The 20,493-nt window shown below is 65.7% G+C and carries 16 protein-coding genes; 1 reads left to right on the top strand and 15 read right to left on the bottom strand.

What is annotated here, in order from left to right:
- Window positions 1-5: 5 nt before the first annotated feature.
- The 8 genes from MnOB_RS13340 to hutC all read right to left on the bottom strand — a co-directional run bounded on the left by MnOB_RS13340 (window position 6) and on the right by hutC (window position 9,188).
- A complete protein-coding gene (locus tag MnOB_RS13340) occupies window positions 6-836 on the bottom strand; it encodes a quaternary amine ABC transporter ATP-binding protein (protein ID WP_077524708.1) in 831 nt (276 codons plus the stop codon).
- Entirely contained in the window at window positions 833-1,684 is an 852-nt protein-coding gene (locus tag MnOB_RS13335) for an ABC transporter permease (protein ID WP_077524707.1), read from the bottom strand. Before MnOB_RS13335 ends, MnOB_RS13340 begins: the two co-directional genes overlap by 4 nt.
- A gap of 74 nt (window positions 1,685-1,758) precedes the next feature.
- Window positions 1,759-2,727 carry an ABC transporter substrate-binding protein gene (locus MnOB_RS13330; RefSeq protein ID WP_077524706.1) on the bottom strand — a complete coding sequence of 323 codons (969 nt, stop codon included), beginning with the start codon at window positions 2,725-2,727 and terminating at the stop codon, window positions 1,759-1,761.
- A gap of 209 nt (window positions 2,728-2,936) precedes the next feature.
- Complete coding sequence (gene hutH / locus MnOB_RS13325) at window positions 2,937-4,466, bottom strand: histidine ammonia-lyase (RefSeq protein WP_077524705.1); 1,530 nt, start codon at window positions 4,464-4,466, stop codon at window positions 2,937-2,939.
- A gap of 248 nt (window positions 4,467-4,714) precedes the next feature.
- Entirely contained in the window at window positions 4,715-6,385 is a 1,671-nt protein-coding gene (gene hutU / locus MnOB_RS13320) for a urocanate hydratase (protein WP_077524704.1), read from the bottom strand.
- Between the two features lie 290 nt (window positions 6,386-6,675).
- Entirely contained in the window at window positions 6,676-7,677 is a 1,002-nt protein-coding gene (locus MnOB_RS13315; protein ID WP_077524703.1) for an ABC transporter substrate-binding protein, read from the bottom strand.
- 198 nt (window positions 7,678-7,875) lie between these two features.
- A complete protein-coding gene (locus MnOB_RS13310; RefSeq protein ID WP_077524702.1) occupies window positions 7,876-8,481 on the bottom strand; it encodes a HutD/Ves family protein in 606 nt (201 codons plus the stop codon).
- Window positions 8,478-9,188, bottom strand: a complete 711-nt coding sequence (hutC, locus tag MnOB_RS13305) for a histidine utilization repressor (RefSeq protein WP_077524800.1) — start codon at window positions 9,186-9,188, stop codon at window positions 8,478-8,480. Before hutC ends, MnOB_RS13310 begins: the two co-directional genes overlap by 4 nt.
- Window positions 9,189-9,410: 222 nt before the next feature.
- Here hutC and MnOB_RS13300 point away from each other — a divergent pair, with 222 nt between their 5' ends.
- Complete coding sequence (locus tag MnOB_RS13300; RefSeq protein ID WP_077524701.1) at window positions 9,411-10,775, top strand: formimidoylglutamate deiminase; 1,365 nt, start codon at window positions 9,411-9,413, stop codon at window positions 10,773-10,775.
- A gap of 140 nt (window positions 10,776-10,915) precedes the next feature.
- Here the strand turns inward: MnOB_RS13300 and MnOB_RS13295 are convergent, their stop codons facing one another.
- From MnOB_RS13295 to MnOB_RS13265, 7 genes are all read right to left on the bottom strand, one after another.
- A complete protein-coding gene (locus tag MnOB_RS13295; RefSeq protein WP_077524700.1) occupies window positions 10,916-11,485 on the bottom strand; it encodes a lipocalin family protein in 570 nt (189 codons plus the stop codon).
- The gene (bamE, locus tag MnOB_RS13290; protein WP_077524699.1) at window positions 11,482-11,736 is read right to left on the bottom strand and encodes an outer membrane protein assembly factor BamE domain-containing protein; all 255 of its coding nucleotides are present in this window, start codon (window positions 11,734-11,736) and stop codon (window positions 11,482-11,484) included. Before bamE ends, MnOB_RS13295 begins: the two co-directional genes overlap by 4 nt.
- A 68-nt stretch (window positions 11,737-11,804) precedes the next feature.
- Window positions 11,805-12,404 carry a DUF924 family protein gene (locus MnOB_RS13285; RefSeq protein WP_077524698.1) on the bottom strand — a complete coding sequence of 200 codons (600 nt, stop codon included), beginning with the start codon at window positions 12,402-12,404 and terminating at the stop codon, window positions 11,805-11,807.
- Window positions 12,405-12,407: 3 nt separating this feature from the next.
- Entirely contained in the window at window positions 12,408-13,418 is a 1,011-nt protein-coding gene (locus tag MnOB_RS13280; protein WP_077524697.1) for a class 1 fructose-bisphosphatase, read from the bottom strand.
- 154 nt (window positions 13,419-13,572) lie between these two features.
- Window positions 13,573-15,222: a histidine kinase N-terminal 7TM domain-containing diguanylate cyclase gene (locus MnOB_RS13275; protein WP_077524696.1), complete on the bottom strand. Its 1,650-nt coding sequence runs from the start codon at window positions 15,220-15,222 to the stop codon at window positions 13,573-13,575.
- 172 nt (window positions 15,223-15,394) lie between these two features.
- Window positions 15,395-16,780: a DUF3999 domain-containing protein gene (locus tag MnOB_RS13270; protein WP_077524695.1), complete on the bottom strand. Its 1,386-nt coding sequence runs from the start codon at window positions 16,778-16,780 to the stop codon at window positions 15,395-15,397.
- Window positions 16,777-20,385, bottom strand: coding sequence for a DUF2339 domain-containing protein (locus MnOB_RS13265; protein WP_077524694.1), 3,609 nt, complete (start codon window positions 20,383-20,385; stop codon window positions 16,777-16,779). Before MnOB_RS13265 ends, MnOB_RS13270 begins: the two co-directional genes overlap by 4 nt.
- Window positions 20,386-20,493 lie beyond the last annotated feature (108 nt).

Raw genomic sequence — 20,493 nt, 5'->3', positions numbered from 1 at the left:
GTTCCTTACAGATTGGCCACGCGGCGCTGGACGAAGCGGTCGACGTAGTCGTCCGCTGGCTGGTGGAGGATCTCTTTCGGCGTGCCGACCTGGATCAGCTGACCGTCCTTGAGGATGGCGATGCGGTTGCCGATGCGTACGGCCTCGTCGAGGTCATGGGTGATGAAGACGATGGTTTTCTGCAGGGTCTTCTGCAGTTCCAGCAGCTGCTCCTGCATGTCGGCGCGGATCAGCGGGTCGAGGGCGCTGAAGGCTTCGTCCATGAGGATGATGTCGGTGTCCGAGGCCAGCGCCCGAGCCAGGCCGACGCGCTGGCGCATGCCGCCGGAGAGCTGGTGCGGGTAGGACTTCTCGTAGCCCTTCAAGCCCACCGTGGTGATCCAGTGCTGGGCACGCTCCAGGCAGTATTCCTTGGTCTCGCCGCGTACCTTGAGGCCGTAGGCGACGTTGTCGATCACCGACTTGTGCGGCAGCAGGCCGAAGCTCTGGAACACCATGCTGATCTTCTTACGGCGGAATTCGCGCAGCTCTTCCATGTCGTAGCGCAGGATGTCTTCACCATCGACCAGGATCTGCCCGCTGGTGGGGTCGATCAGGCGATTGAAGTGGCGCACCAGGGTGGATTTGCCGGAACCGGACAGGCCCATGATCACGAAGATCTCACCCGCGCCGATGGACAGCGACAGGTCGTTGACCCCGACCACGCAGCCGGTGTTGGACAGCACGTCCGCCTTGCTCTTGCCCTGTTGGATCAGCGCCAGGGCCTCGTCGGCGCGCTGGCCGAAGATCTTGAATACGTTCTTGACGACGATCTTGCTCATGTTCTCGCCACTCATTTGCTGGCTGCGTGCCGCGAACGGCCGTAAGCCTGGGTGATGCGGTCGAAGACCACGGCCAGGATGACGATGGCCAGGCCCGCTTCGAGGCCCTTGCCGACGTTGAGGGTCTGGATGCCCACCAGGACGTCCTCGCCGAGGCCACGGGCGCCGATCATGGAAGCGATTACCACCATCGACAGGGCCATCATCGTGGTCTGGTTGATACCGGCCATGATGCTCGGCATGGCCAGCGGCAACTGCACGCCGAACAGCTGCTGCCAACGGTTGGCCCCGAAGGCGTTGATGGCTTCCATCACCTCTCCATCCACCTGGCGGATACCGAGGTCGGTCAGGCGGATCAGCGGCGGCGCGGCGTAGATCACGGTGGCGAAGATGGCCGGCACCTTGCCCAGGCCGAAGAGCATCAGCACCGGAATCAGGTACACGAAGCTGGGCATGGTCTGCATGATGTCCAGCAGTGGCATCAGCACCGCACGCAGGCGGTCGCTGCGGGCCGCGAGGATGCCCAGCGGAATGCCGATCAGCACCGAAATGAAGGTGGCCACTAGCATCAGCGCCACGGTCTGCATCAGTTTGTCCCAGAGCCCCACGGCGCCCACGAGGAACAGCAGGCCAGCGATCACCACTGTCGGCAGGATGCGCCGGGTGGCGTGCCAGGAGATCCCGGCGACCACGATCAGCACCAGCCACCAGGGCGTGGCGCGCAGGATGCCTTCCAGATAGACGATGGCCCAGAGCAGGGTGTCGGAGATATGGCGGAATACATCGCCGTAGTTGGTCACCAGGCTGTCTACCCAGCCATTGACCCAGTCAGCGATGGAGAAGGTGAAGCGTTCGGGGAACATAGCTCGCTCCGGTCAGGTGGTGAACCCGCTCCTCCGTCCGAGGAGCGGGCCGTGATAGGGGGACTGCCTCAGCCTCAGAGGGCGGCTTCGATCTTCTTCGCCGCATCCTCGCTGACCCAGGCGTGCCACACCTCCGGGTGCTCCTTGAGGAAAACCTTGGCCAGGTCGGCCGAGTCCATCTTCTCCTTGGCCATCTTCGCCAGGTTCTGGTTCAGCAGGTCGATCGGCAGGTTGACCTTCTTCAGCACGGCCACCAGTTCCGGGGCCTCGTCATGGAAGGTCTTGGACAGGCCGACCTGGATGGTCACGCTCTTGTCCTCGCCGGGCTTCTCCTCCAGCTTGACCAGGTCCGCCTGGCCCATCAGCGGCGTCGGCGACCAGTAATAGAAAAGAATAGGCTCGCCACGGCGATAGCTCGACAACACGGCTGCATCCAGGGCTGGGCCGGTGCCGGGCCGGAAGTTGGTGAACTTCTCTTCCAGGCCGTAGCTCTTCAGCATTTCGCTGTTGTCCAGCTCGCAGGTCCAGCCGGCCGGGCAGTTGTAGAAGCGGCCCTTGCCCGGCTCTTCCGGGTCGCGGAAGAGTTCGGCGTACTGGCCCAGGTCGGCGATGGACTTGAGCTGCGGCGCCTTGGCCTCGATGCCGCGCTTGGCATCGCCCTCGATCACATAGCGCGGTACGTACCAGCCTTCGGTAGCGCCGACGATCGGTGCACCCACGCCCACCACCTTGCCGGCGGACGCGGCCTTGTTCCAGGCGTCGCTGCGGCCGATCCATTCCTCGGCGAAGATCTGGATGTCGTTGTTGCCCAGGGCCTGCTCCATGGTGATGGAGTTGCCCGGCAGGCTGTCGGTCTCGCAGCCGTAACCATTCTTCAGCACCAGTTGCAGCACGTCGGTGAGCAACATGCCGCTTTCCCAGTTAAGCCCGGCGAACTTCACCGGTTTGCCGGATTCACACCAGCCCGCCGCCTGGGCGGAAGCTCCTCCGGCCAGCAGACCCGCAGCACACATCAGGCCCAACACTCGCTTCTTGAATTGCATGTTCCGACGCTCCTGAAACTTGGTAAGGGTTAAGGCAGTTCGTTCATCGACAGAAGCCGGTTGTGCCGGCTCCCGGTGCCAGTGACTGGCAATTGTTGTTTTGACGACCGGTCCCGACTCGTGATCGTTCCCGGGCACCTCAAGCAGTTGCGGTCTTCCCGACCTGGGCAGGACACACGCGCCCCACCCTCCCGCTCCCTACTTCAGGTTCACAGGCTCGGCAGCAGCTTTGCCGGGACCAGCGCGTTCAGGCAGCCGCTGGCCAGCAGGTCACTTGCCGTTTCGATGTCAGGGGCGAAGAAGCGGTCCTCCTGGTAGTAGGAGACCTTGGCGCGCAGCAGGCCGCGGGCTTCTTCGAGCTTCGGCGAACTCTTCAGGCCGGTGCGGAAGTCCAGGCCCTGGCAGGCGCCCAGCCATTCGATGGCGAGGATGCCGCGCACGTTTTCGGCCATGGCCCAGAGACGCTTGCCGGCGTTCGGCGCCATGGACACGTGGTCTTCCTGGTTGGCCGAGGTAGGCAGGCTGTCGACGCTGGCCGGGTGGGACAGGGCCTTGTTGTCGCTGGCCAGGGCGGCGGCGGTGACCTGGGCGATCATGAAGCCGGAGTTGACCCCGCCGTTTTCCACCAGGAAGGGCGGCAGCTGGGACATGTGCATATCCATCATCAGCGAGATACGACGCTCGGACAGCGAGCCGATCTCCGCAATGGCCAGCGCCAGGTTGTCAGCGGCCATGGCCACCGGCTCGGCGTGGAAGTTGCCGCCGGAGATCACATCGCCCTCTTCGGCGAACACCAGCGGGTTGTCGGAAACCGCATTGGATTCGATCTCCAGCACCTCGGCAGCCTGGCGCAACTGGGTCAGGCAGGCGCCCATGACTTGCGGCTGGCAGCGCAGGGAGTACGGGTCCTGCACCTTGTCGCACTTCTCATGGGAGCGGGCGATTTCGCTGCTGGCGGTGAGCAGTTCACGGTAGGCAGCTGCCACGTCGATCTGGCCGCGCTGGCCACGGGCGGCATGGATGCGCGCATCGAAGGGTGCACGGGAACCGAGCATGGCTTCGACGCTGAGACCGCCGCAGACGGTGGCGCCGGCGAACAGATCCTCGGCCTCGAACAGGCCGCGCAGGGCATAGGCGGTGGAGACCTGGGTGCCGTTGAGCAGGGCCAGGCCCTCCTTGGCGGCCAGGGTCAGCGGCTCAAGCCCGGCAACGGCCAGGGCCTCAGTGGCCGGCAGCCACTGGCCCTTGTGACGCGCCTTGCTTTCGCCGAGCAGCAGCAGGGACATATGCGCCAGGGGCGCGAGGTCGCCGGAAGCGCCTACCGAGCCTTTCAGCGGGATGTGCGGATAGACCTCGGCGTTGATCAGGGCGATCAACGCGTCGATCACCTTGCGACGGATGCCGGAGAACCCACGTGCAAGGCTGTTCACCTTGAGCAGCATGATCAGGCGCACCATGGCGTCGTCCAGCGCTTCGCCAACACCGGCGGCGTGGGACAGCACCAGAGAGCGCTGCAGTTTTTCCAGGTCGGCCGGGGCGATCCGGGTCGACGCCAGCAGGCCGAAGCCGGTGTTGATGCCGTAGGCGGTACGGCCTTCGGCGATGATGCTCTCGACGCAGGCAACGCTAGCGTCGATGGCCTTGCCGGCGCTGGCGTCCAGGGTCAGCCGCAGGGGCTGCTGGTACACCTTGCGCAGGTCGGCCAGGGTCAGTTGGCCGGGTTTCAGATTCATATTCATCGAGGTTCTCCTTGGCCGCCTCTCGACCTTGTCCGCCGCCGCCTTCCGCTGGCGACGTGCTTTAAAAAGTGGATGCGACGATCAGGTCGCATCCCGTTTTGAGTACCCGATTCAAGTGCCGCTGGCTAACTTGCTCAGGTTCATGGATTCGCAGGTGACATCATGCGCTCCGCTTCCGACCTGGCGCTGCAATGGACAACCAGGTCTTGGAGTGCGTTGGGCATTGCACCTGCGCATGAGCCTCGATCTCAGCGTTTTCCGGTGATCATCGGCAGGTTCAGGCCCTGTTCCTTGGCGCAGTCGATGGCGATCTGGTAACCGGCATCGGCATGGCGCATCACGCCGGTGCCTGGGTCGTTGGTGAGGACGCGGGCGATGCGTGCCGCGGCTTCGTCAGTACCGTCGCAGACGATGACCATGCCCGAGTGCTGGGAGAAGCCCATGCCCACACCACCGCCGTGGTGCAGGGACACCCAAGTCGCGCCGCTAGCGGTGTTCAGCAGGGCGTTGAGCAGCGGCCAATCGGAAACGGCGTCGGAACCGTCCTGCATGGCCTCGGTTTCGCGGTTCGGGCTGGAGACCGAGCCGGAGTCCAGGTGATCGCGGCCGATGACGATGGGCGCGGACAGCTCACCGCTGCGGACCATCTCGTTGAAGGCCAGGCCGAGCTTGGCGCGCAGGCCCAGGCCAACCCAGCAGATACGCGCCGGCAGGCCCTGGAAGCTGATGCGCTCGCGGGCCATGTCCAGCCAGCGGTGCAGGTGGGCGTCGTCCGGGATCAGCTCCTTGACCTTGGCGTCGGTCTTGTAGATGTCCTGCGGATCACCGGACAGCGCGGCCCAGCGGAACGGGCCGATGCCGCGACAGAACAGCGGACGGATGTAGGCCGGGACGAAGCCGGGGAAGTCGAAGGCATTGGCCACGCCCTCTTCCTTGGCCATCTGGCGGATGTTGTTGCCATAGTCGAAGGTGGGCACACCCATCTTCTGGAAGTCCAGCATGGCCTGTACGTGGACAGCCATGGACTGCTTGGCAGCCTTGACCACGGCGGCCGGTTCGGTCTTCGCGCGGTCACGGTACTGCTCCCAGCTCCAGCCGATCGGCAGGTAACCGTTGAGCGGGTCGTGGGCGCTGGTCTGGTCGGTGACCATGTCCGGACGGACGCCACGGCGCACCAGTTCCGGCAGGATTTCAGCGGCGTTACCCAGCAGGGCGATGGAGATCGCCTTGCCTTCGCCGGTGTACTTGGCGATGCGCGCCAGGGCGTCGTCCAGGTCGGTGGCCTGCTCGTCGACGTAGCGGCTGCGCAGGCGGAAGTCGATGCTGGTCTGCTGGCATTCGATGTTCAGCGAGCAGGCGCCGGCCAGGGTCGCGGCCAGGGGCTGGGCGCCGCCCATGCCGCCGAGACCGGCGGTGAGCACCCAGCGACCGGTGAGGTTGCCGTTGTAGTGCTGGCGGCCAGCCTCGACGAAGGTTTCATAGGTGCCCTGGACGATGCCCTGGCTACCGATGTAGATCCAGCTGCCGGCGGTCATCTGGCCGTACATGGCCAGGCCCTTGGCGTCCAGCTCGTTGAAGTGTTCCCAGGTCGCCCAATGGGGAACCAGGTTGGAGTTGGCGATCAGCACGCGCGGGGCGTTGGCGTGGGTCTTGAAGACGCCGACCGGCTTGCCGGATTGCACCAGCAGGGTTTCGTCTTCGTTCAGTTCCTTCAGGGACTCGACGATCTTGTCGTAGCACTCCCAGTTGCGCGCGGCACGGCCGATGCCGCCATACACCACCAGTTCCTTCGGGTTCTCCGCCACCTCGGGGTCGAGGTTGTTCATCAGCATGCGCAGCGGCGCTTCGGTCAGCCAGCTCTTGGCGTTCAGCTTGTTGCCACGCGGGGCGCGGATTTCGGTGTCACGGAATTTGGTCATGCCTGGCTCCTCGTAGGGTGGTTGCGGTGGCAACGTTACTGCCTGACTGCGCGGGAAAAGCAGTGCACATCTGCACACATATAAACTTGTACATACAAGCATATGCAAGCCAGGGGCCAAATCCGTTCAGGCGAGTGGCAAAGGGAGGGGAAAGCCTTGCGGCACAAGGGGCGCAGCGCGACAAGATGTATAGACAAGTGAAGAAGCAGACAGCGGAAAAACTGTTACCGCGACGGGGAAGCGCCCGCTTTCGAAGCAGGCGCGCCCCTAACTGGGGCCTTAGGTAACAACTACTTCAAGGAGGCATCGATTCGCTGCGCGACGTCCGCCGGCACCCAGCGCGACCAGACATCGCGATGCTGGCGATAGAAGTCGACGGCCACGGGCGCAGCCTCGGCATGTTCCTCCGCCATGCGCGCCAGAATGCCGTTGAACAAGGGCAGTGGGATTTCCAGCTTGGCGAAAGCGTCCACCAGGGGCTGTGCCTTTTCATGCAGCTCGCGGGATACGCCGATGGAGATTTTCGCCGGCAGCGAGCGGGAGCCAATGGGCTTGGGGTTGTTCGGGTCGATCAGGGTTTCCCAGGCCTTCTGGTCGAAAGGCGGCTCCTCCAGCTGCACCAGTTGATAGCGACCCATGAGCGGCGTCGGCGACCAGTAGTAGAAAAGAATCGGCTGGCGCTGGCGGATCGCTGATGTGATGGCCGCATCCAGCGCCGGTCCGGTTCCGGTGCGGAAGTTCACATAGCTGTCTTCCAGGCCGTAGGCTTTCAGCTTCTGGGTATTGACCCCTTCACAGGTCCAACCCGTTGGGCAGTTGTAGAAGCGCCCCTTGCCGGGCGACTCCGGGTCCTTGAACAGCACCTTGAAGCGCGGCAGGTCGTTCACCGAACGCAGGTCGGCAGCGGGGGCGCCCTCCCCTTTCACCAGGTAATCCGGCACCCACCAACCTTCGGTGGCACCCTTGACCGGCTCGCCCACGGCGAACACTTCGCCTGCTGCCTCGGCCTTGCGCCACAACTCGCTGCGTCCGGCCCACTGCTCGGCGATCACCTGGATATCGTTCTGCCGCAGGGCGTTCTCCATGGTCAGCGTGTTACCCGGCAGCACATCGGTCTTGCAGCCGTAGCCCTTTTCCAGCAGGTAGCGCAGCACTTCGGTGGTGAACATGCCGCTTTCCCAGTTCAGCCCAGCCAGCACCACGGGTTTGGGATAGGGACATTCGGCAGCTGAGGCTGAGGCGGGTAGCACCAGCGACAGGGCGATGGCAGCGAGGACGCTGTGGCGTGGCATGGGGCAGCTCCGAGAGGCGTGGCAGGCGACAGGTTAGGTGTAGACCCTGTGGCGCGGTCGTGCCCGCCAATGGAGCTATGGAGCAGGTTATCTGTAGGGGCGAATTCATTCGCCAAGCTGGCCGTAGGGTGCGCTGTGCGCACCGACGTCAGGATCAGCCTCTGCACCCCGTCAAACCGCCGGTGCGCATGGCGCACCCTACCGGATTGGCTTCATCCCTTGGCGTGGCGTCAGCTCGATCAGGCAGCAGGCGCCCTTGCCATCCAGCTTCAGCTCGGCCAGCGCGCCGGATGCTTCGATATGCAGGCAGTCATGGCGGCCCAGCGCCTCGGATGCCTGGCCATCGATCACCAGGCTCGTTCCTGCTTCGGCAGCGAACAGCAGCAAGGTGCTGGCAGCACTGAACAGCTTGTGTTCGCCATCGACCCGCAGCCACTGCAGACGAGCTGCATAGCGCTGGGGCGAATAGATGAGGTTGAAGTCGCGGATCGGGCCGTCGATCAGCTCGCAATGCACCGTGCTGTCGCCATCGAAGGCGAAGGCGTCGAGGGCGGTCAGGTCGCGGGATTGCTGCCCATCCACCGCAAGGCGCATGCCGGCGCCTTCCAGCACCGTGATCACCCGCTGGTAGCCGGTGAAGGCGGAAAAACCACCCGACTCGCCGACGTCGGCAATGGACAACCGCCAGCCGAAGCCGTCGAGACCGTCGCCGGCATCGCGGGCGATTTCCAGGGTGGAACCGGCGCCGTTCTTCCACGGCATACGGGGGTAGTCGGCGGCACGCAGCAGGCGGGATTGGGTCATGAACCGAAACGTCCTTCGAGGCGGTAGCGGGAACCGGGATAGAGCAGGCGCGCGCTGGTCACGGTATTGCGTCCGGACCAGGTACGACGGCGGATCAGCAGGCAGGGCTCACCGCGCTCGATCTGCAGCAGCTTGCACTCGTCCGCGTCGGCCAGGATGGCCTCGACCACATGCTCACCCTCGGTCAATGGCGCCACACTGGACAGGTAGGCATAGGGGGTCTGGCGAGTGAAGTCCTGCTTCAGGTAATCGGGGGCGACCGCGGGATTCACGAAGCGGTCTTCGATCTGCACTGGCACATCGTTCTCGAAGTGCACGATGCGCGAATGGAACACGCGTTGTCCTTCGCGCAGGTCGAGCGCCAGCGCCCGCTCAGGACCCGCCACCTCGTCCACCAGGCTGACCACCACGCAGTGATGGCGATGGCCACGGGCGGCGATCTCTTCGGCGATGTTGTGCACTTCGAACAGGGCCGACTGGCCCTTCGGCTCGGCGACGAAGGTACCGACGCCCTGCATGCGCACCAGAAAGCCTTCGGCGGTCAGCTCGCGTAGCGCGCGGTTGATGGTCATACGGCTGAAGCCCAACTCGTTGACCAGCTCGCTCTCGGACGGCACGCGATAGTGCGGCGGCCAGGCTCCACTCTGGATCTGCTGGCTGATCATCTGTTTGACGCGGGCATAGAGCGGCGCGGGGGTTTCCCCCATCTGGGCGGCCAGCGAGGAAGGCGCTGTAGGCGAACTGGACACGAGATTCTCCTTGTCGGCGAAGAGGCAGGACTGGCGGTGCCCGGAACGTGGCGCCCGTCACCGGCATGTACCGGATTCGACAACTCCAGACAAGTGCGCGACTGACGGTGAGTTTACGTTACACGCAAACGTCTGTATATGTATATACAAATAAAACCACCCATCCAGGGGCCCCTCACCATGTCCGCATTCTTCGCCGAACGTGCCTTGCTGCCGCAGGGCTGGGCGCGCAACGTCCGCTTCGAAGTCTCCTCCGACGGCCTGATCCAGCAGGTCCTGGCCGATGCCGACGCGGCCGGAGCCGAACGTCTGCAAGGCCCGGTTCTGGCGGGCATGCCGAACCTGCACTCCCATGCATTCCAGCGCGCCATGGCCGGACTGGCAGAGGTGGCGGGCAATCCCAATGACAGCTTCTGGACCTGGCGCGACCTGATGTACCGATTGGTGGGCCGGCTGTCGCCGGAGCAGGTCGGGATCATCGCCCGGCAGCTCTATATCGAGATGCTCAAGGCCGGCTACACCAGCGTCGCCGAGTTCCACTACGTGCACCACGATGTCGATGGCCGCCGCTATGCCGACCCCGCCGAGCTGTCCCTGCAGGTCAGCCAGGCCGCCCGCGATGCCGGCATCGGCCTCACCCTCCTGCCGGTGCTTTACAGCCACGCCGGCTTTGGCGGTCAGGCACCGAATGACGGGCAGCGTCGCTTCATCAACAGCACCGACAGCTACCTGGCCCTGCAGGAACGCCTCCAGGCGGAAATCGCCCGCCGGCCCAACCAGCGCCTGGGCCTGTGCTTCCACTCGCTGCGCGCGGTAACGCCTGAACAGATCAACGCGGTGCTGGCTGCGGAACAGGGCACGCGCCCCATCCACATCCATATCGCCGAACAGCAAAAGGAAGTGGCCGATTGCCTGGCCTGGAGCGGCCGCCGTCCCTTGCAGTGGCTTTACGAGAATGCCCCGGTGGATGAGCGCTGGTGCCTGGTCCACGCTACCCATGCAGAGCCGGACGAAGTGGCATCCATGGCGTCCAGCGGCGCGGTGGCCGGTCTCTGCCTGACCACCGAGGCCAACCTGGGTGACGGTATTTTCCCGGCGGTGGACTTCCTCGCCCAAGGCGGTCGCCTCGGCATCGGCTCCGACAGCCATGTGTCGGTCAGCGTGGTGGAGGAACTGCGCTGGCTGGAGTACGGCCAGCGCCTGCGCGACCAGCGTCGCAACCGCCTCTATCGCGCCGATCAGCCCCAGGTCGGCCGTACCCTGTTCGATGCGGCCCTGGCCGGCGGCGCCCAGGCCCTCGGCCAGCCAGTAGGCGCCCTGGAAGTAGGCAAGCGCGCCGACTGGCTGGTGCTGGATGGCAACGACCCCTACCTCGCCACCGCCGAAGGCGACGCCCTGCTCAACCGCTGGCTGTTTGCCGGCGGCGACCGTCAGGTGCGCGATGTGATGGTGGCGGGGAAATGGGTGGTGCGGGAAGGCCGGCATGCGGCCGAAGTGGAGACTGCGAAAGCGTTTGCCGGGGTGTTGCGGGACGTCTTGCGCTAACCCAAACCGCCCTCTCCCCCCGCCCCTCTCCCTGAAGGGCGAGGGGAGCTTTTCCGTGCCAACGGTAGGTTCAATGCCTCGTATGACTCGGAGTCGCTGGTGGACTTCGTGGTATCAGGCGCGAGTCACCCCTCTCCTCTTCAGGGAGAGGGGACGGGGGTGAGGGAGCTGTCCGGCGTGCGCCAGATCAGCCGGTCCGTGTCATACCCCTGCTCTTCCGCCACTTCCAGCAACTGCTCACGGGTCTTCTCCGATACCACCGGCGTGCGCGACAGCAGCCAGAGGTACTTGCGATCCGGATTGCCTACCACGGCGGTGCGGTAGTCGTCGTCCAGGTACAGCACCCAGTACTCACCCTTGGCGACGCCCGGCAGGAGCCGGGAGAACCAGTTGTCGAAACGCACCCAGAGCTTATCGGTGCGCCCTTCCACCTGGGGCACGGCATTGCCGTGTGCTTCTTTCCAGTCCCCATCGAGGGTCCGGCAGCGGTTCAGCACGTCCAGGTCGCCGTCACCTTGCAGGCTGTAGCGGGCTTCGGACTGGGCGCAATCGCGCTGGAAGAACATCGGCAATCGCGCCAACTCGTACCAGGTGCCCTGGTAGCGTGTGAGGTCCACCGTTGACACGGTGCGCGGCGGCACGGGCGCGTCGCCATGGCTGGCGCAGCCGGCCAGCAGCAGAGCCGCCAGCAGCGCGCCAGCGGGTTTCACTTGAGCCCCTTGCCGGAGAACATCAGCACCTTCTCGCCAGCGTATTGCACGCTGACGAAGGTCTTCTCGTCACCCCAGGTGCAGCTGGTGAAGCCCACGGCGCCGGAGCACTCGGTCGGGCTGCCGAGCAACTGCTCCACCTCGGCCTTGGTCATGCCGGACTTGAGCTTGGAATAGTTCTCCTGGTTGAGCTTGTTGCAGGCGGTCAGCACCAGGCAGCAGGACAAGAGGGCGAGGATACGCAGCGACATGAAGCACTCCTTGGCGGATGGAACGCGCCCGCCGGACAGGGCGGGTCGCAAGATTGTTCCATTCGATTCTAGAAGCGCGAACCGGGTTCCCGCAGGAATGAGCTTTCTTCGTCGCTGGAAACGCGACCGAGTACCGCGTTGCGATGGGGAAAGCGGCCGAAGCGGGCGATGACTACCCGATGGCGCTCGGAGAAATCGAGGAAGTTCTCGAACAGCGCCCGCTCGGCGGCATCGGCGCCATCCAGCAGCAGGCGGTAGCGGTACAGCGCGCGCTCCTGGCTGGCGAGGTCCTCGGCGTGCTCCAGTACCAGGCAGATGAACACCTGGCGAATCGGGCTGAGATGCCGGTCCAGGCCGCGAGCCAGGCCGTCAGCGACCAGCGCCTGGGCGCGGGCGTCGCCGGCGAAACTACGCGGGTCGTTGCGGAACAGCATGCGGGGCAACTGATCCAGCAACAGCACCAGCGCCAACCAGCCGTCCGGCTGTGCGACCCAGTCGGCGAGACCGCCTTCCAGTGCCTGTTCGACCAGGCCACCGAAGCGCTCGCGGGCTTCGGCGTCCTGATGGTCTTTCTTGCCGAACCACAGACCTTGGCGCGCCGCGGCGACCTGGCTGGCGGAGGCCTCGGGGCCGAACCACCAGTCCAGCAACGGCTGCCACGGCTGCATGGGTTACTCCTGGTGGTAACCGGTGACGCGGGCGACTTCTTCCTTGGAACCCAGGAAGACCGGCACGCGCTGGTGCAGGGAGGTCGGCTCGATGTCGAGGATGCGCCGACGACCATCGGTGGAGGCGCCGCCGGCCTGTTCGATGATGAAGGACATCGGGTTGGCCTCGTACATCAGGCGCAGCTTGCCGGGCTTTTCCGGCTCACGGGCGTCCCAGGGGTACATGAAGATGCCACCGCGAGTGAGGATACGATGCACGTCGGCCACCATGGAGGCGATCCAGCGCATGTTGTAGTTCTTGCCCAGCTCGCCTTCCTTGCCGGCCAGCATTTCGCTGACGTAACGCTTCACCGGGGCTTCCCAGTGGCGCTGGTTGGACATGTTGATGGCGAACTCGGCGGTGGTTTCCGGTACGCGGATGTTGTCGTGGGTGAGCACGAAGGAACCCAGCTCGCGATCCAGGGTGAAGCCCTTCACGCCGTCGCCCAGGGTCAGCAGCAGCATGGTCTGCGGACCGTAGATGGCGTAGCCGGCGGCCACTTGCTTGGTACCCGGCTGGAGGAAGGCCTTCTCGTCCAGGCTGTCGTTCTGCGACAGGTACTGATCAGGGCAGCGCAGCACGGAGAAGATGGTGCCCACCGACACGTTGACGTCGATGTTGGAGGAGCCGTCCAGCGGGTCGAATACCAGCAGGTAGGCACCCTTCGGGTACTTGCCGGGGATCTGGTAGGCGTTGTCCATTTCCTCGGAGGCCATGCCGGCCAGGTGACCGCCCCATTCGTTGGCTTCCAGCAGGATTTCGTTGGACATCACGTCCAGCTTCTTCTGCACTTCGCCCTGCACGTTCTCGGTGCCCATGCTGCCGAGCACGCCGCCCAGCGCGCCCTTGGACACCGCATGGCTGATTTCCTTACAGGCGCGCGCGACAACCTCGATGAGGAAGCGCAGATCGGCAGGGGTGTTGTGGCTTCTGGTCTGCTCGATCAGGTAGCGACTCAGGGTAACGCGGGACATGGATTGGCTCCGGAGGGTGGAAAAATGCGCGCAGTTTAGCGCGAGTCGAATGGCATTGCCTCTCAGCGGGATGGAAGGTGCTGAAACGGCAGTGAATGCGGGCCACGGAGGCCCCGAAAATATCTGACGCCGGTGTCGGCCACTGGTTCAGCCATCAACCGACATCGCTCACGGCGAGTCGGCTCACTTGGTTGCGGCCATTGCGCTTGGCCTCGTAGAGCGCGGCATCCGCCACTTGCATCAGCTCCTCCAGGGCCTGACCTTGCAGCGGCCAGACCGCCAGGCCGGCAGACAGGGTCACCGACAGCGGTCCTTCCCGGGTAGGCAACGGCTGACCAGCAAGGGCCTGGCAGAGCGCCGCCAACCGCGCATACGCCTCATCGCCGGTGGCGCCGGGCAGGAGCAGGAGGAACTCCTCCCCGCCAATGCGGAACACCGCATCGCTGCCGCGCAGGTTGCCGGTGAGATGGATGGCCACCGCGCGCAACACATCGTCGCCGACCAGGTGGCCGTGGCGGTCGTTGAGTTGCTTGAAGTGGTCGAGATCGATCAGCGCCAGGGCGATAGGGGTGCGCTCGCGCTGGCTGCGGGCCTCCTCGCGGGCGAACAGTTCGCTCAGGTGGCGACGGTTGTAGAGGCCGGTCAGCGGATCCCGCAGCGCCTGCTCCTGCAACTGCTCATGCAGGCGGGTGATGGTGCGCAGGCGCTCTTCGCTGGTTGCCAGCGCCTCTGCCAGCTTGAGTTCACTGCAATGGCGTTCGGTGATGTCACGCAGGTAGAGCATCTGCCCGAGGATCGATGTACCGCTGCGGGTAACCCGCTCGATATCGCGGGAACGCACCTCGAAGTAACGCGAAGAGCTGGCCGGGACCAGGAGCAGCTCCTTCTCCTTCGCCACCAGCATCGCTTCCAGTTCCATGCCATAAACCGGCCACTTGGAGAGCGCCATGCCCTGCCAGCCCACGGGTTGTCCGGCCAGCGTCAACGCAGCGGGGTTGGCATCGATCACACGGCGCTTGGGGTCGACCACCAGCACCGGGTCGGGCAGCTCCTCCAGCAGCAGGTAGCGCGCCACCGGCACCAGGTCGAAAAGGCGAACGCCGAGAATCAGGAAGGTGAACGCCACCAGGGTGAAGGCGAAGCTGAAGGGCGTCGGGTCGAAGCCGAACAGGGTCCAGCCGTAAACCACGTAGCTCAGGTTGACGGCCCAGGGCACGCAGGTGACCAGCACGAATGCCAGGTAGTGACGGCGGTGCACGCCTTGGCTGGCCAGCGCGGCGCGGCTCACCACGGCCAGGCAGAACACCATGAACACGTAGACATAGACGGCCACGGCATCAAAAAGCGGGCCATGGTCATAGCGGATCGCCGCGCCCAGCGTATCGTCCACCGGCAGGGTGCCGGGGCCGTAGAAGAGCTGGTGCCAGGGGTTGCTCAGGGCCATGGCGGAGGCCACCAGCGGACCAATACCCAGGAGCAGGAAGGCGCGCAGGCTCAGGGGCTCGCGGATGCTGTTGACGTACTGCCAGAGAAACACGGCCCAGAAAGTCGGCACGCCGATGATGCCCGGCCAGGCCATGCTGGCCCAGAACACCTTGCACTGCGGACCCTGCGCGGCCAGCTCCAGGCCGGCAGCCGCGAGCCACCAACAGATGCCGGCATGCAGGACGAGGAAGCTCTCGCGGCCAGGGAAATGACGCTGACGGCGAACCCAGAGAGCGATGAGCACCACACCGATGCCGACGGCAATGGTCAGCGCCACCGGCCCGTTGAGGCTCCAGCCACCGGCCAGGCAGGCGTTCATCGCCGGGCTCCGGAGAGCACGGCGAGGGGAGACAAGGGTTCCGGATGGAGCGGCTGGAGGCTGGGCACCTGATCGTCCTGACCTGACGTGGAGCCGCCTGCTGCGGCCTATGGAATGACAGGACAAAGATACATCAAAAAGCCACTATCACCGTATGGTCATTCGCACATCATCAGGACCGTGCCTCCGGACGCCTCAGCAGGCTGAACGCCATGGCCCCCAACAGACCGACGCCAAGCAGCAACACCGCCCAAAGCCCGACGCGCTTCCACACGACCTGACCGGCGGTCTGCCGCTCAACTGGATGGACGCCCGTCTGCTCGGGGATCGCCACTGCTTCGGCGCGCCCCATCTTCTCCAGGCTGGTGCTGTCGAACCCCGGCACCAGCGTGGACAGGGGCAATTCGGCGCGGCTGACCTCGAGATTGCCCAGGGCGAGCGTGAACGGCGGATTGCCCCGAGCGAGGAAGACCACCTGGGTGGCATGCATGCCCACCTCCAGGCGGGGCACCTGCTGGCCAAAGCCGCCGGCACGCTGGTCCACCGTCAGGCGCAGTTGTTTGATCGCCATCCAGCCCGCAAGGTCCAGCTCTTCCTGGGCGACTTCCTTGCCTTCCTGGGGTAACCGGTAAAGCAGGCCGGACATTACCGGCTGCCATTGCGGGGCACCGTCGCGGCGAGCTTCCACCTGCACCGGCAGCAAGCTGCCGGACCGCTCCACGGCGATCCGCAGGCGCTCGATAGGCAGCCCCAGCGGCAGGTCCCAGACGTACTGGCCATCCTTGCTGCTGATCGGTTCCAGCGGCGCGGACCAGGCCATGGCCGCCGGGAGACTTTCGCGACTGGCGCTGAACACCTTCACCGCAGTCAGGTCCGCTGCGCGCCGGGGGCTCTGCCAGAGCAGTCGGAGGTAACGTGCGGAGCGTCCGGGAAGGGTCACTTCGCGCTGGTCTATGCGCTGGTCGGCAAACGACAGGCGCGCCACCTGCCCATCGCCCCAGGGCTCCCAATGCTGCAGGTCATCGCTGGCCTCGATGCTGAAATGCTGGAAGCCTTCAGCTGCACTGCTCCAGTCCAGGCTGAGCTTCTCCAGTGGGGCCTGCACGCCACTGACGTCCAGCAACCAGCCGCGTAGTTGCTCACCTTCGGCCGCAGGACTCTCCGGCACCACCTGCACGACTGTCCCGGTCGTGCTGCGCTCGATCCTCACGCTGGGCAAGGCACCACTCCCATCCGCCGGGCCGCGCAGGGGGAACCAGCGCACTGCGTGCTCGTGACGGGCACGACGTTCGCTGGCGCTGCTGCGAGTCAGGGCGTAGGCCAGGGACTCGCCCTCGGCGTTGAACACGCGCAGGTCGCGCAGGTCGGCATGACGCGCGGCGAAGTGCAGCGCCATCGGCAGGTCCATGCGATACCAAGGGCCCTGCCCGTCCAGGCGCAGTTCGACGCGGGTAGTGAAGTCCTCCACCTGCTCGGCGGCGAGCAGCGGCTGGCAGAGCAAGCCCAGGCAGGCCAGCAAGGCCAGTGCGGGGCGGCGCAGACAAGACGATCCGATCATGCGTTGACCTGTTCCTGTTCAGATTCCGCGCGCCGTGGCGGCAGCGGCGCGAAGTAGCCGACGACCAGCAGCAGGACGCCGACGCCGATGAAAGACACGATGCGTTCCAGGCCACCGCGATTGCCCAGTTCGACGAAGAACAGCTTGGCCACCACCAGCGCGATCAGCGCTGCGCCAACCAGCCAAAGTTCACGCCGCGCCCGCAGGTGACCGCCAACCATCAGGCCCAGGGCGATGCTGGTCCAGACAATGGACAGTCCGGCCTGCACCAGCATGGAATCCAGCTGCGCGTCCAGTTGATAGGGCACGCCACCCCAATGGTGCGCGCAGCGGAACACGGCCGCGGTCGCCAAGGCGAACAGCGATACGCCGGCGACGCCCTGCGGCAGCCAATCCGGCAATGCGCGCAGACCGAGCTGCGGCAGGCAATCACGCAGCCAGAGACAGACACCCAGTAGCGCGAACAGCAGTCCCAGTTCCAGCGGGTTGAGCAGCGGCAGGTAAGGCAGCGGTTCGGCGGCGCCATCGCTCCAGGCGTTGGCGATCCAGAACCAGGCGAGCATCAGCAGGGCCAGCGGCAACGACGCCCACAGGCGATATTCACGCGGATAGGCTGCCACCGGCCAGGGCAGGCGCGGGCGCAAGGCCACCAGCAACAGCCAGGCGCTCGGCAGCAGCGCCCAACCCAGCCAGCGCCAGGCGTTGTACTGCTCGGAAAGCAGCATCAGCAGGTAACGCAACTCCAGCGCCAGCACGCCGAGCAACAGCCAGCAGCCCAGCACATGGGCGGAACTGCGCGCCCCCGTGGGCAGCAGCCCATCCAGCCTGCGCAGGGCCAGCACGTGCACGACGAACAACGCGCCCCACCCAGCCCAGCCGAAGTTTGCCGCCGGGTGATATTGCGGTTCCCAGGCAACGGCCAGCGCCACCACCCCTGCCGGCACCAGCACCAGGCAGAGCAAAGCCAACGCTCGCCACTGTTCGCGCCCTGCCAGCCAGACGGTGAACGCCACGCTGCCCGCCGCCAGCAACAGCGCCAGGGGGACTTGCAGTTCCGGCGTGGCGAAACGAGCGATCTCCGCCAACCAGGCCAGCGCCCACCAACCGGCACTCCAGGCCAGCAGCAATTGGGCCAGATGCGCGAGGCTCAGCCCGCCCACTGCCGCTTCTACTCGCGCGGCACGCTGTAGGCGCCAGGCACCGACGAAGGCCGCCAGAGCCAGCACGGTCGGCGTCCAGAAGCCGGCATGGGCCAACGGCCGAAGACCTTCGGCGCTCAGTTCGCCCAGCAGGAGCGGACTCACCGCGAGGAAGCTCATGCCCGCGAGCAACTGCAGGACCAGGCCAAACCAGAAACCTGCACGCTGTTGCAGGCGCAGGCTGAGCCAGAGGATCAGCAACCCACTGCCGGCCCAGACCGCAGCGGCGGTGCGCCAGGGCAGCACGAAGAGCACCGCGAGGTTGACGAAAGCGAGTCCCGCCAGCAGCACCAGCGACAACCCGCGCAGCAGTCGCGCATCGCTGCGTGCCAGCGGGTGGCGAGCAGCCAGGATCATCCCGGCAATCAGCGCCAGGCCGATCAACGACGCCACCATCAGTCCGCGCCAGCCTGGAACGGAACCGCTGCCCAGGCCTGAGCCATCGAGATCGAGCAGGAAAATCGCGCCACCGAGCAGTTGCACGGCGAATGCGCTGAAGAGGAAGGTGCGCGAGCCCAGCCGCAACCCGGCGAAGAGCGTCGCGAGGCCGGCCAGCGCCCAGGCAATGGCGGTGCCTTCCGCCGCGAAGGCGAGCGGCGCCATCAGGTAGAGGAACGACAGGCCGGCACAGGCGAGTGCCGGAACGAAGCGCCGCTCCAGGTCAGTAGCGGCTTCGTCCGGTGCCCGGCGCAGTTGCCAGAACACAAACAGCAGCGCCGTTCCCAGCATCAGGGCGCCCAGGGGCGAGCCGTCGAGCAGCGTATAGGCGCCAGTGCGTAACCCACCCAGGAAAGCAACCGCGGCACCGAACTGCAGCAACAGCGCGAAACCTCGCGCCAGCGGTCGGCCCTGGCGCAGGCCAAGCCAGTAAATACCGGCGCCTTCCACTGCCCAGGCGGCGGAAGTCCAGCGCGCATCCAGCCCCAGCGGAATGGCCAGACTGCCGAACACCACACCGAGGGCGAGGCAGGTTTCCACCAGCAACAGGGCGCGGCCGGCGGTACGGCCAGCCAGGACCCGTGCCAGAACGATGTAGAACAACCCCAGGGCCAGTGCGCTGAAGGCCGCGCCGAACTCGATATGGCGGACCAGCGCCACCTGCAGACCGAAGCCGATGATCGGTGGACCGAACAGCACGGTGCCGTCCACCGTGTCGCCCTGACGTGCCGACCAGCGCAGCAGTTGATCACGATCCTCTGGCGCGTCCGCCGCCTCAGCCAGCTTGCGCCGGGCGAACAGCAGGCCGATGCCCACGTACATCAGGAAGAACAACACCAGGAAAGGCTCGGTGCTGGCGAAGAGCTCCGGCTGGTAGGAGCGCAGGCCCCAGGCAAAACCGATCCCGAAGGTGCCGACGAAGCCGATCAGGTTGAGCAGGCGCCAGGCCTTGAACCAGGCAATGGCGAAGATGCCGGCATTGAGCAGCGCAAAGTAGCTGAACAGCGCCACATGGTTGCCGCTTCCACTGGAGGTGAGGATGGGGGCGGCGAAGCCGCCCAGCGCTGCTGCGGCGGCCAGGCCCAGGGCGTCCTGGGCCACGGCGAGGATTGCGGAAAACAGGGTTACCGCCACCAGCAGACCGAAGGCCATCTTCGGGTCCAGCAAGGGATGCAGGCGCATGGCCGCGAATACCGTCAGGTAGAGCACGGCGATCCCCGCCCCCTGGAGCATCAGCCCGTAACTGGGATTGCGCCCGCGCAGCCACCAGCCGAGGCCGAGCAGCGCGATGGCGGCCAGGGCCACGCCGGCGTAGCGGAGTTCCACAGGCACCACCATGCCCTCGGTGGCATAGCGCAGCAGGAAGGCCAGGCCGAGGAACAGCAGCACAACGCCGATGCGCAACACGGTATTGCCGCCGAACAGCCAGTTTCGAGCAGCCGCGAAGCCCCGTTCGAGCAGGGACGGTTCGCGGGGTTTCGGGGGAATCGGCGGAGCCTTCGGAGACGCACCGGAGCGGGCTTCCTGGCCCCAGGCATCGGCGGGCGCCGCAGCAGCGGGTGCAGGAGTGGGGGCAGGTGTAGCGGCGGCAATGGGATCGGTCAGCACATCCGCCGGCAGCTCCCAGACCAGATCGGAATCGTCTTCGGTCACAGCCCCGCGCGCCACTTCGGCCGAAGGCGCCATGGGTTCGGGAACAGGCGGGGGCGACGGCACATCCTCGGCCGGTGGCACCCTGCCCTGCTCCACCTTGAGCAGGCGCTCATGGATGGCCTGGGTGCCCTTGTCGAACCGTGCGGCGAAACTGGCGAGCGACTTGCGCAGCTCGGCATTTTCCCGCGTCAGCCACTGGAGCCGGATGGCCTGCCCCAATCCCAGCCCCATCAGGCCGCCGAGCAGGGCTCCGGTGACGCTTTCATCAATCCCGGCCCCGAAGGCCAGGCCAACCAGCATGAAGATCCATTGCATGCAGCGTTTACTCGGATGATTGAGCACTCTGGGCCGCATCCATCGCAGCCACGACCGCCCGGAAGCTACAGGAAACCGGCATCGACCCCATAGAGACGCCTGAGTCCT

Source organism: Metapseudomonas resinovorans (assembly GCF_002003485.1).
GTDB lineage: Bacteria > Pseudomonadota > Gammaproteobacteria > Pseudomonadales > Pseudomonadaceae > Metapseudomonas > Metapseudomonas resinovorans_D.
This window is presented reverse-complemented; position numbering and strand designations above follow the sequence as displayed.

Bases quoted from the DNA above. Each gene is read 5' to 3' on its own strand.
- MnOB_RS13340 (WP_077524708.1), bottom strand. From the start codon at position 836: ATGAGTGGCGAGAACATGAGCAAGATCGTCGTCAAGAACGTATTCAAG.
- MnOB_RS13335 (WP_077524707.1), bottom strand. From the start codon at position 1,684: ATGTTCCCCGAACGCTTCACCTTCTCCATCGCTGACTGGGTCAATGGC.
- MnOB_RS13330 (WP_077524706.1), bottom strand. From the start codon at position 2,727: ATGCAATTCAAGAAGCGAGTGTTGGGCCTGATGTGTGCTGCGGGTCTG.
- hutH (WP_077524705.1), bottom strand. From the start codon at position 4,466: ATGAATATGAATCTGAAACCCGGCCAACTGACCCTGGCCGACCTGCGC.
- hutU (WP_077524704.1), bottom strand. From the start codon at position 6,385: ATGACCAAATTCCGTGACACCGAAATCCGCGCCCCGCGTGGCAACAAG.
- MnOB_RS13315 (WP_077524703.1), bottom strand. From the start codon at position 7,677: ATGCCACGCCACAGCGTCCTCGCTGCCATCGCCCTGTCGCTGGTGCTA.
- MnOB_RS13310 (WP_077524702.1), bottom strand. From the start codon at position 8,481: ATGACCCAATCCCGCCTGCTGCGTGCCGCCGACTACCCCCGTATGCCG.
- hutC (WP_077524800.1), bottom strand. From the start codon at position 9,188: ATGGGGGAAACCCCCGCGCCGCTCTATGCCCGCGTCAAACAGATGATC.
- MnOB_RS13300 (WP_077524701.1), top strand. From the start codon at position 9,411: ATGTCCGCATTCTTCGCCGAACGTGCCTTGCTGCCGCAGGGCTGGGCG.
- bamE (WP_077524699.1), bottom strand. From the start codon at position 11,736: ATGTCGCTGCGTATCCTCGCCCTCTTGTCCTGCTGCCTGGTGCTGACC.
- MnOB_RS13285 (WP_077524698.1), bottom strand. From the start codon at position 12,404: ATGCAGCCGTGGCAGCCGTTGCTGGACTGGTGGTTCGGCCCCGAGGCC.
- MnOB_RS13280 (WP_077524697.1), bottom strand. From the start codon at position 13,418: ATGTCCCGCGTTACCCTGAGTCGCTACCTGATCGAGCAGACCAGAAGC.
- MnOB_RS13275 (WP_077524696.1), bottom strand. From the start codon at position 15,222: ATGAACGCCTGCCTGGCCGGTGGCTGGAGCCTCAACGGGCCGGTGGCG.
- MnOB_RS13270 (WP_077524695.1), bottom strand. From the start codon at position 16,780: ATGATCGGATCGTCTTGTCTGCGCCGCCCCGCACTGGCCTTGCTGGCC.
- MnOB_RS13265 (WP_077524694.1), bottom strand. From the start codon at position 20,385: ATGCAATGGATCTTCATGCTGGTTGGCCTGGCCTTCGGGGCCGGGATT.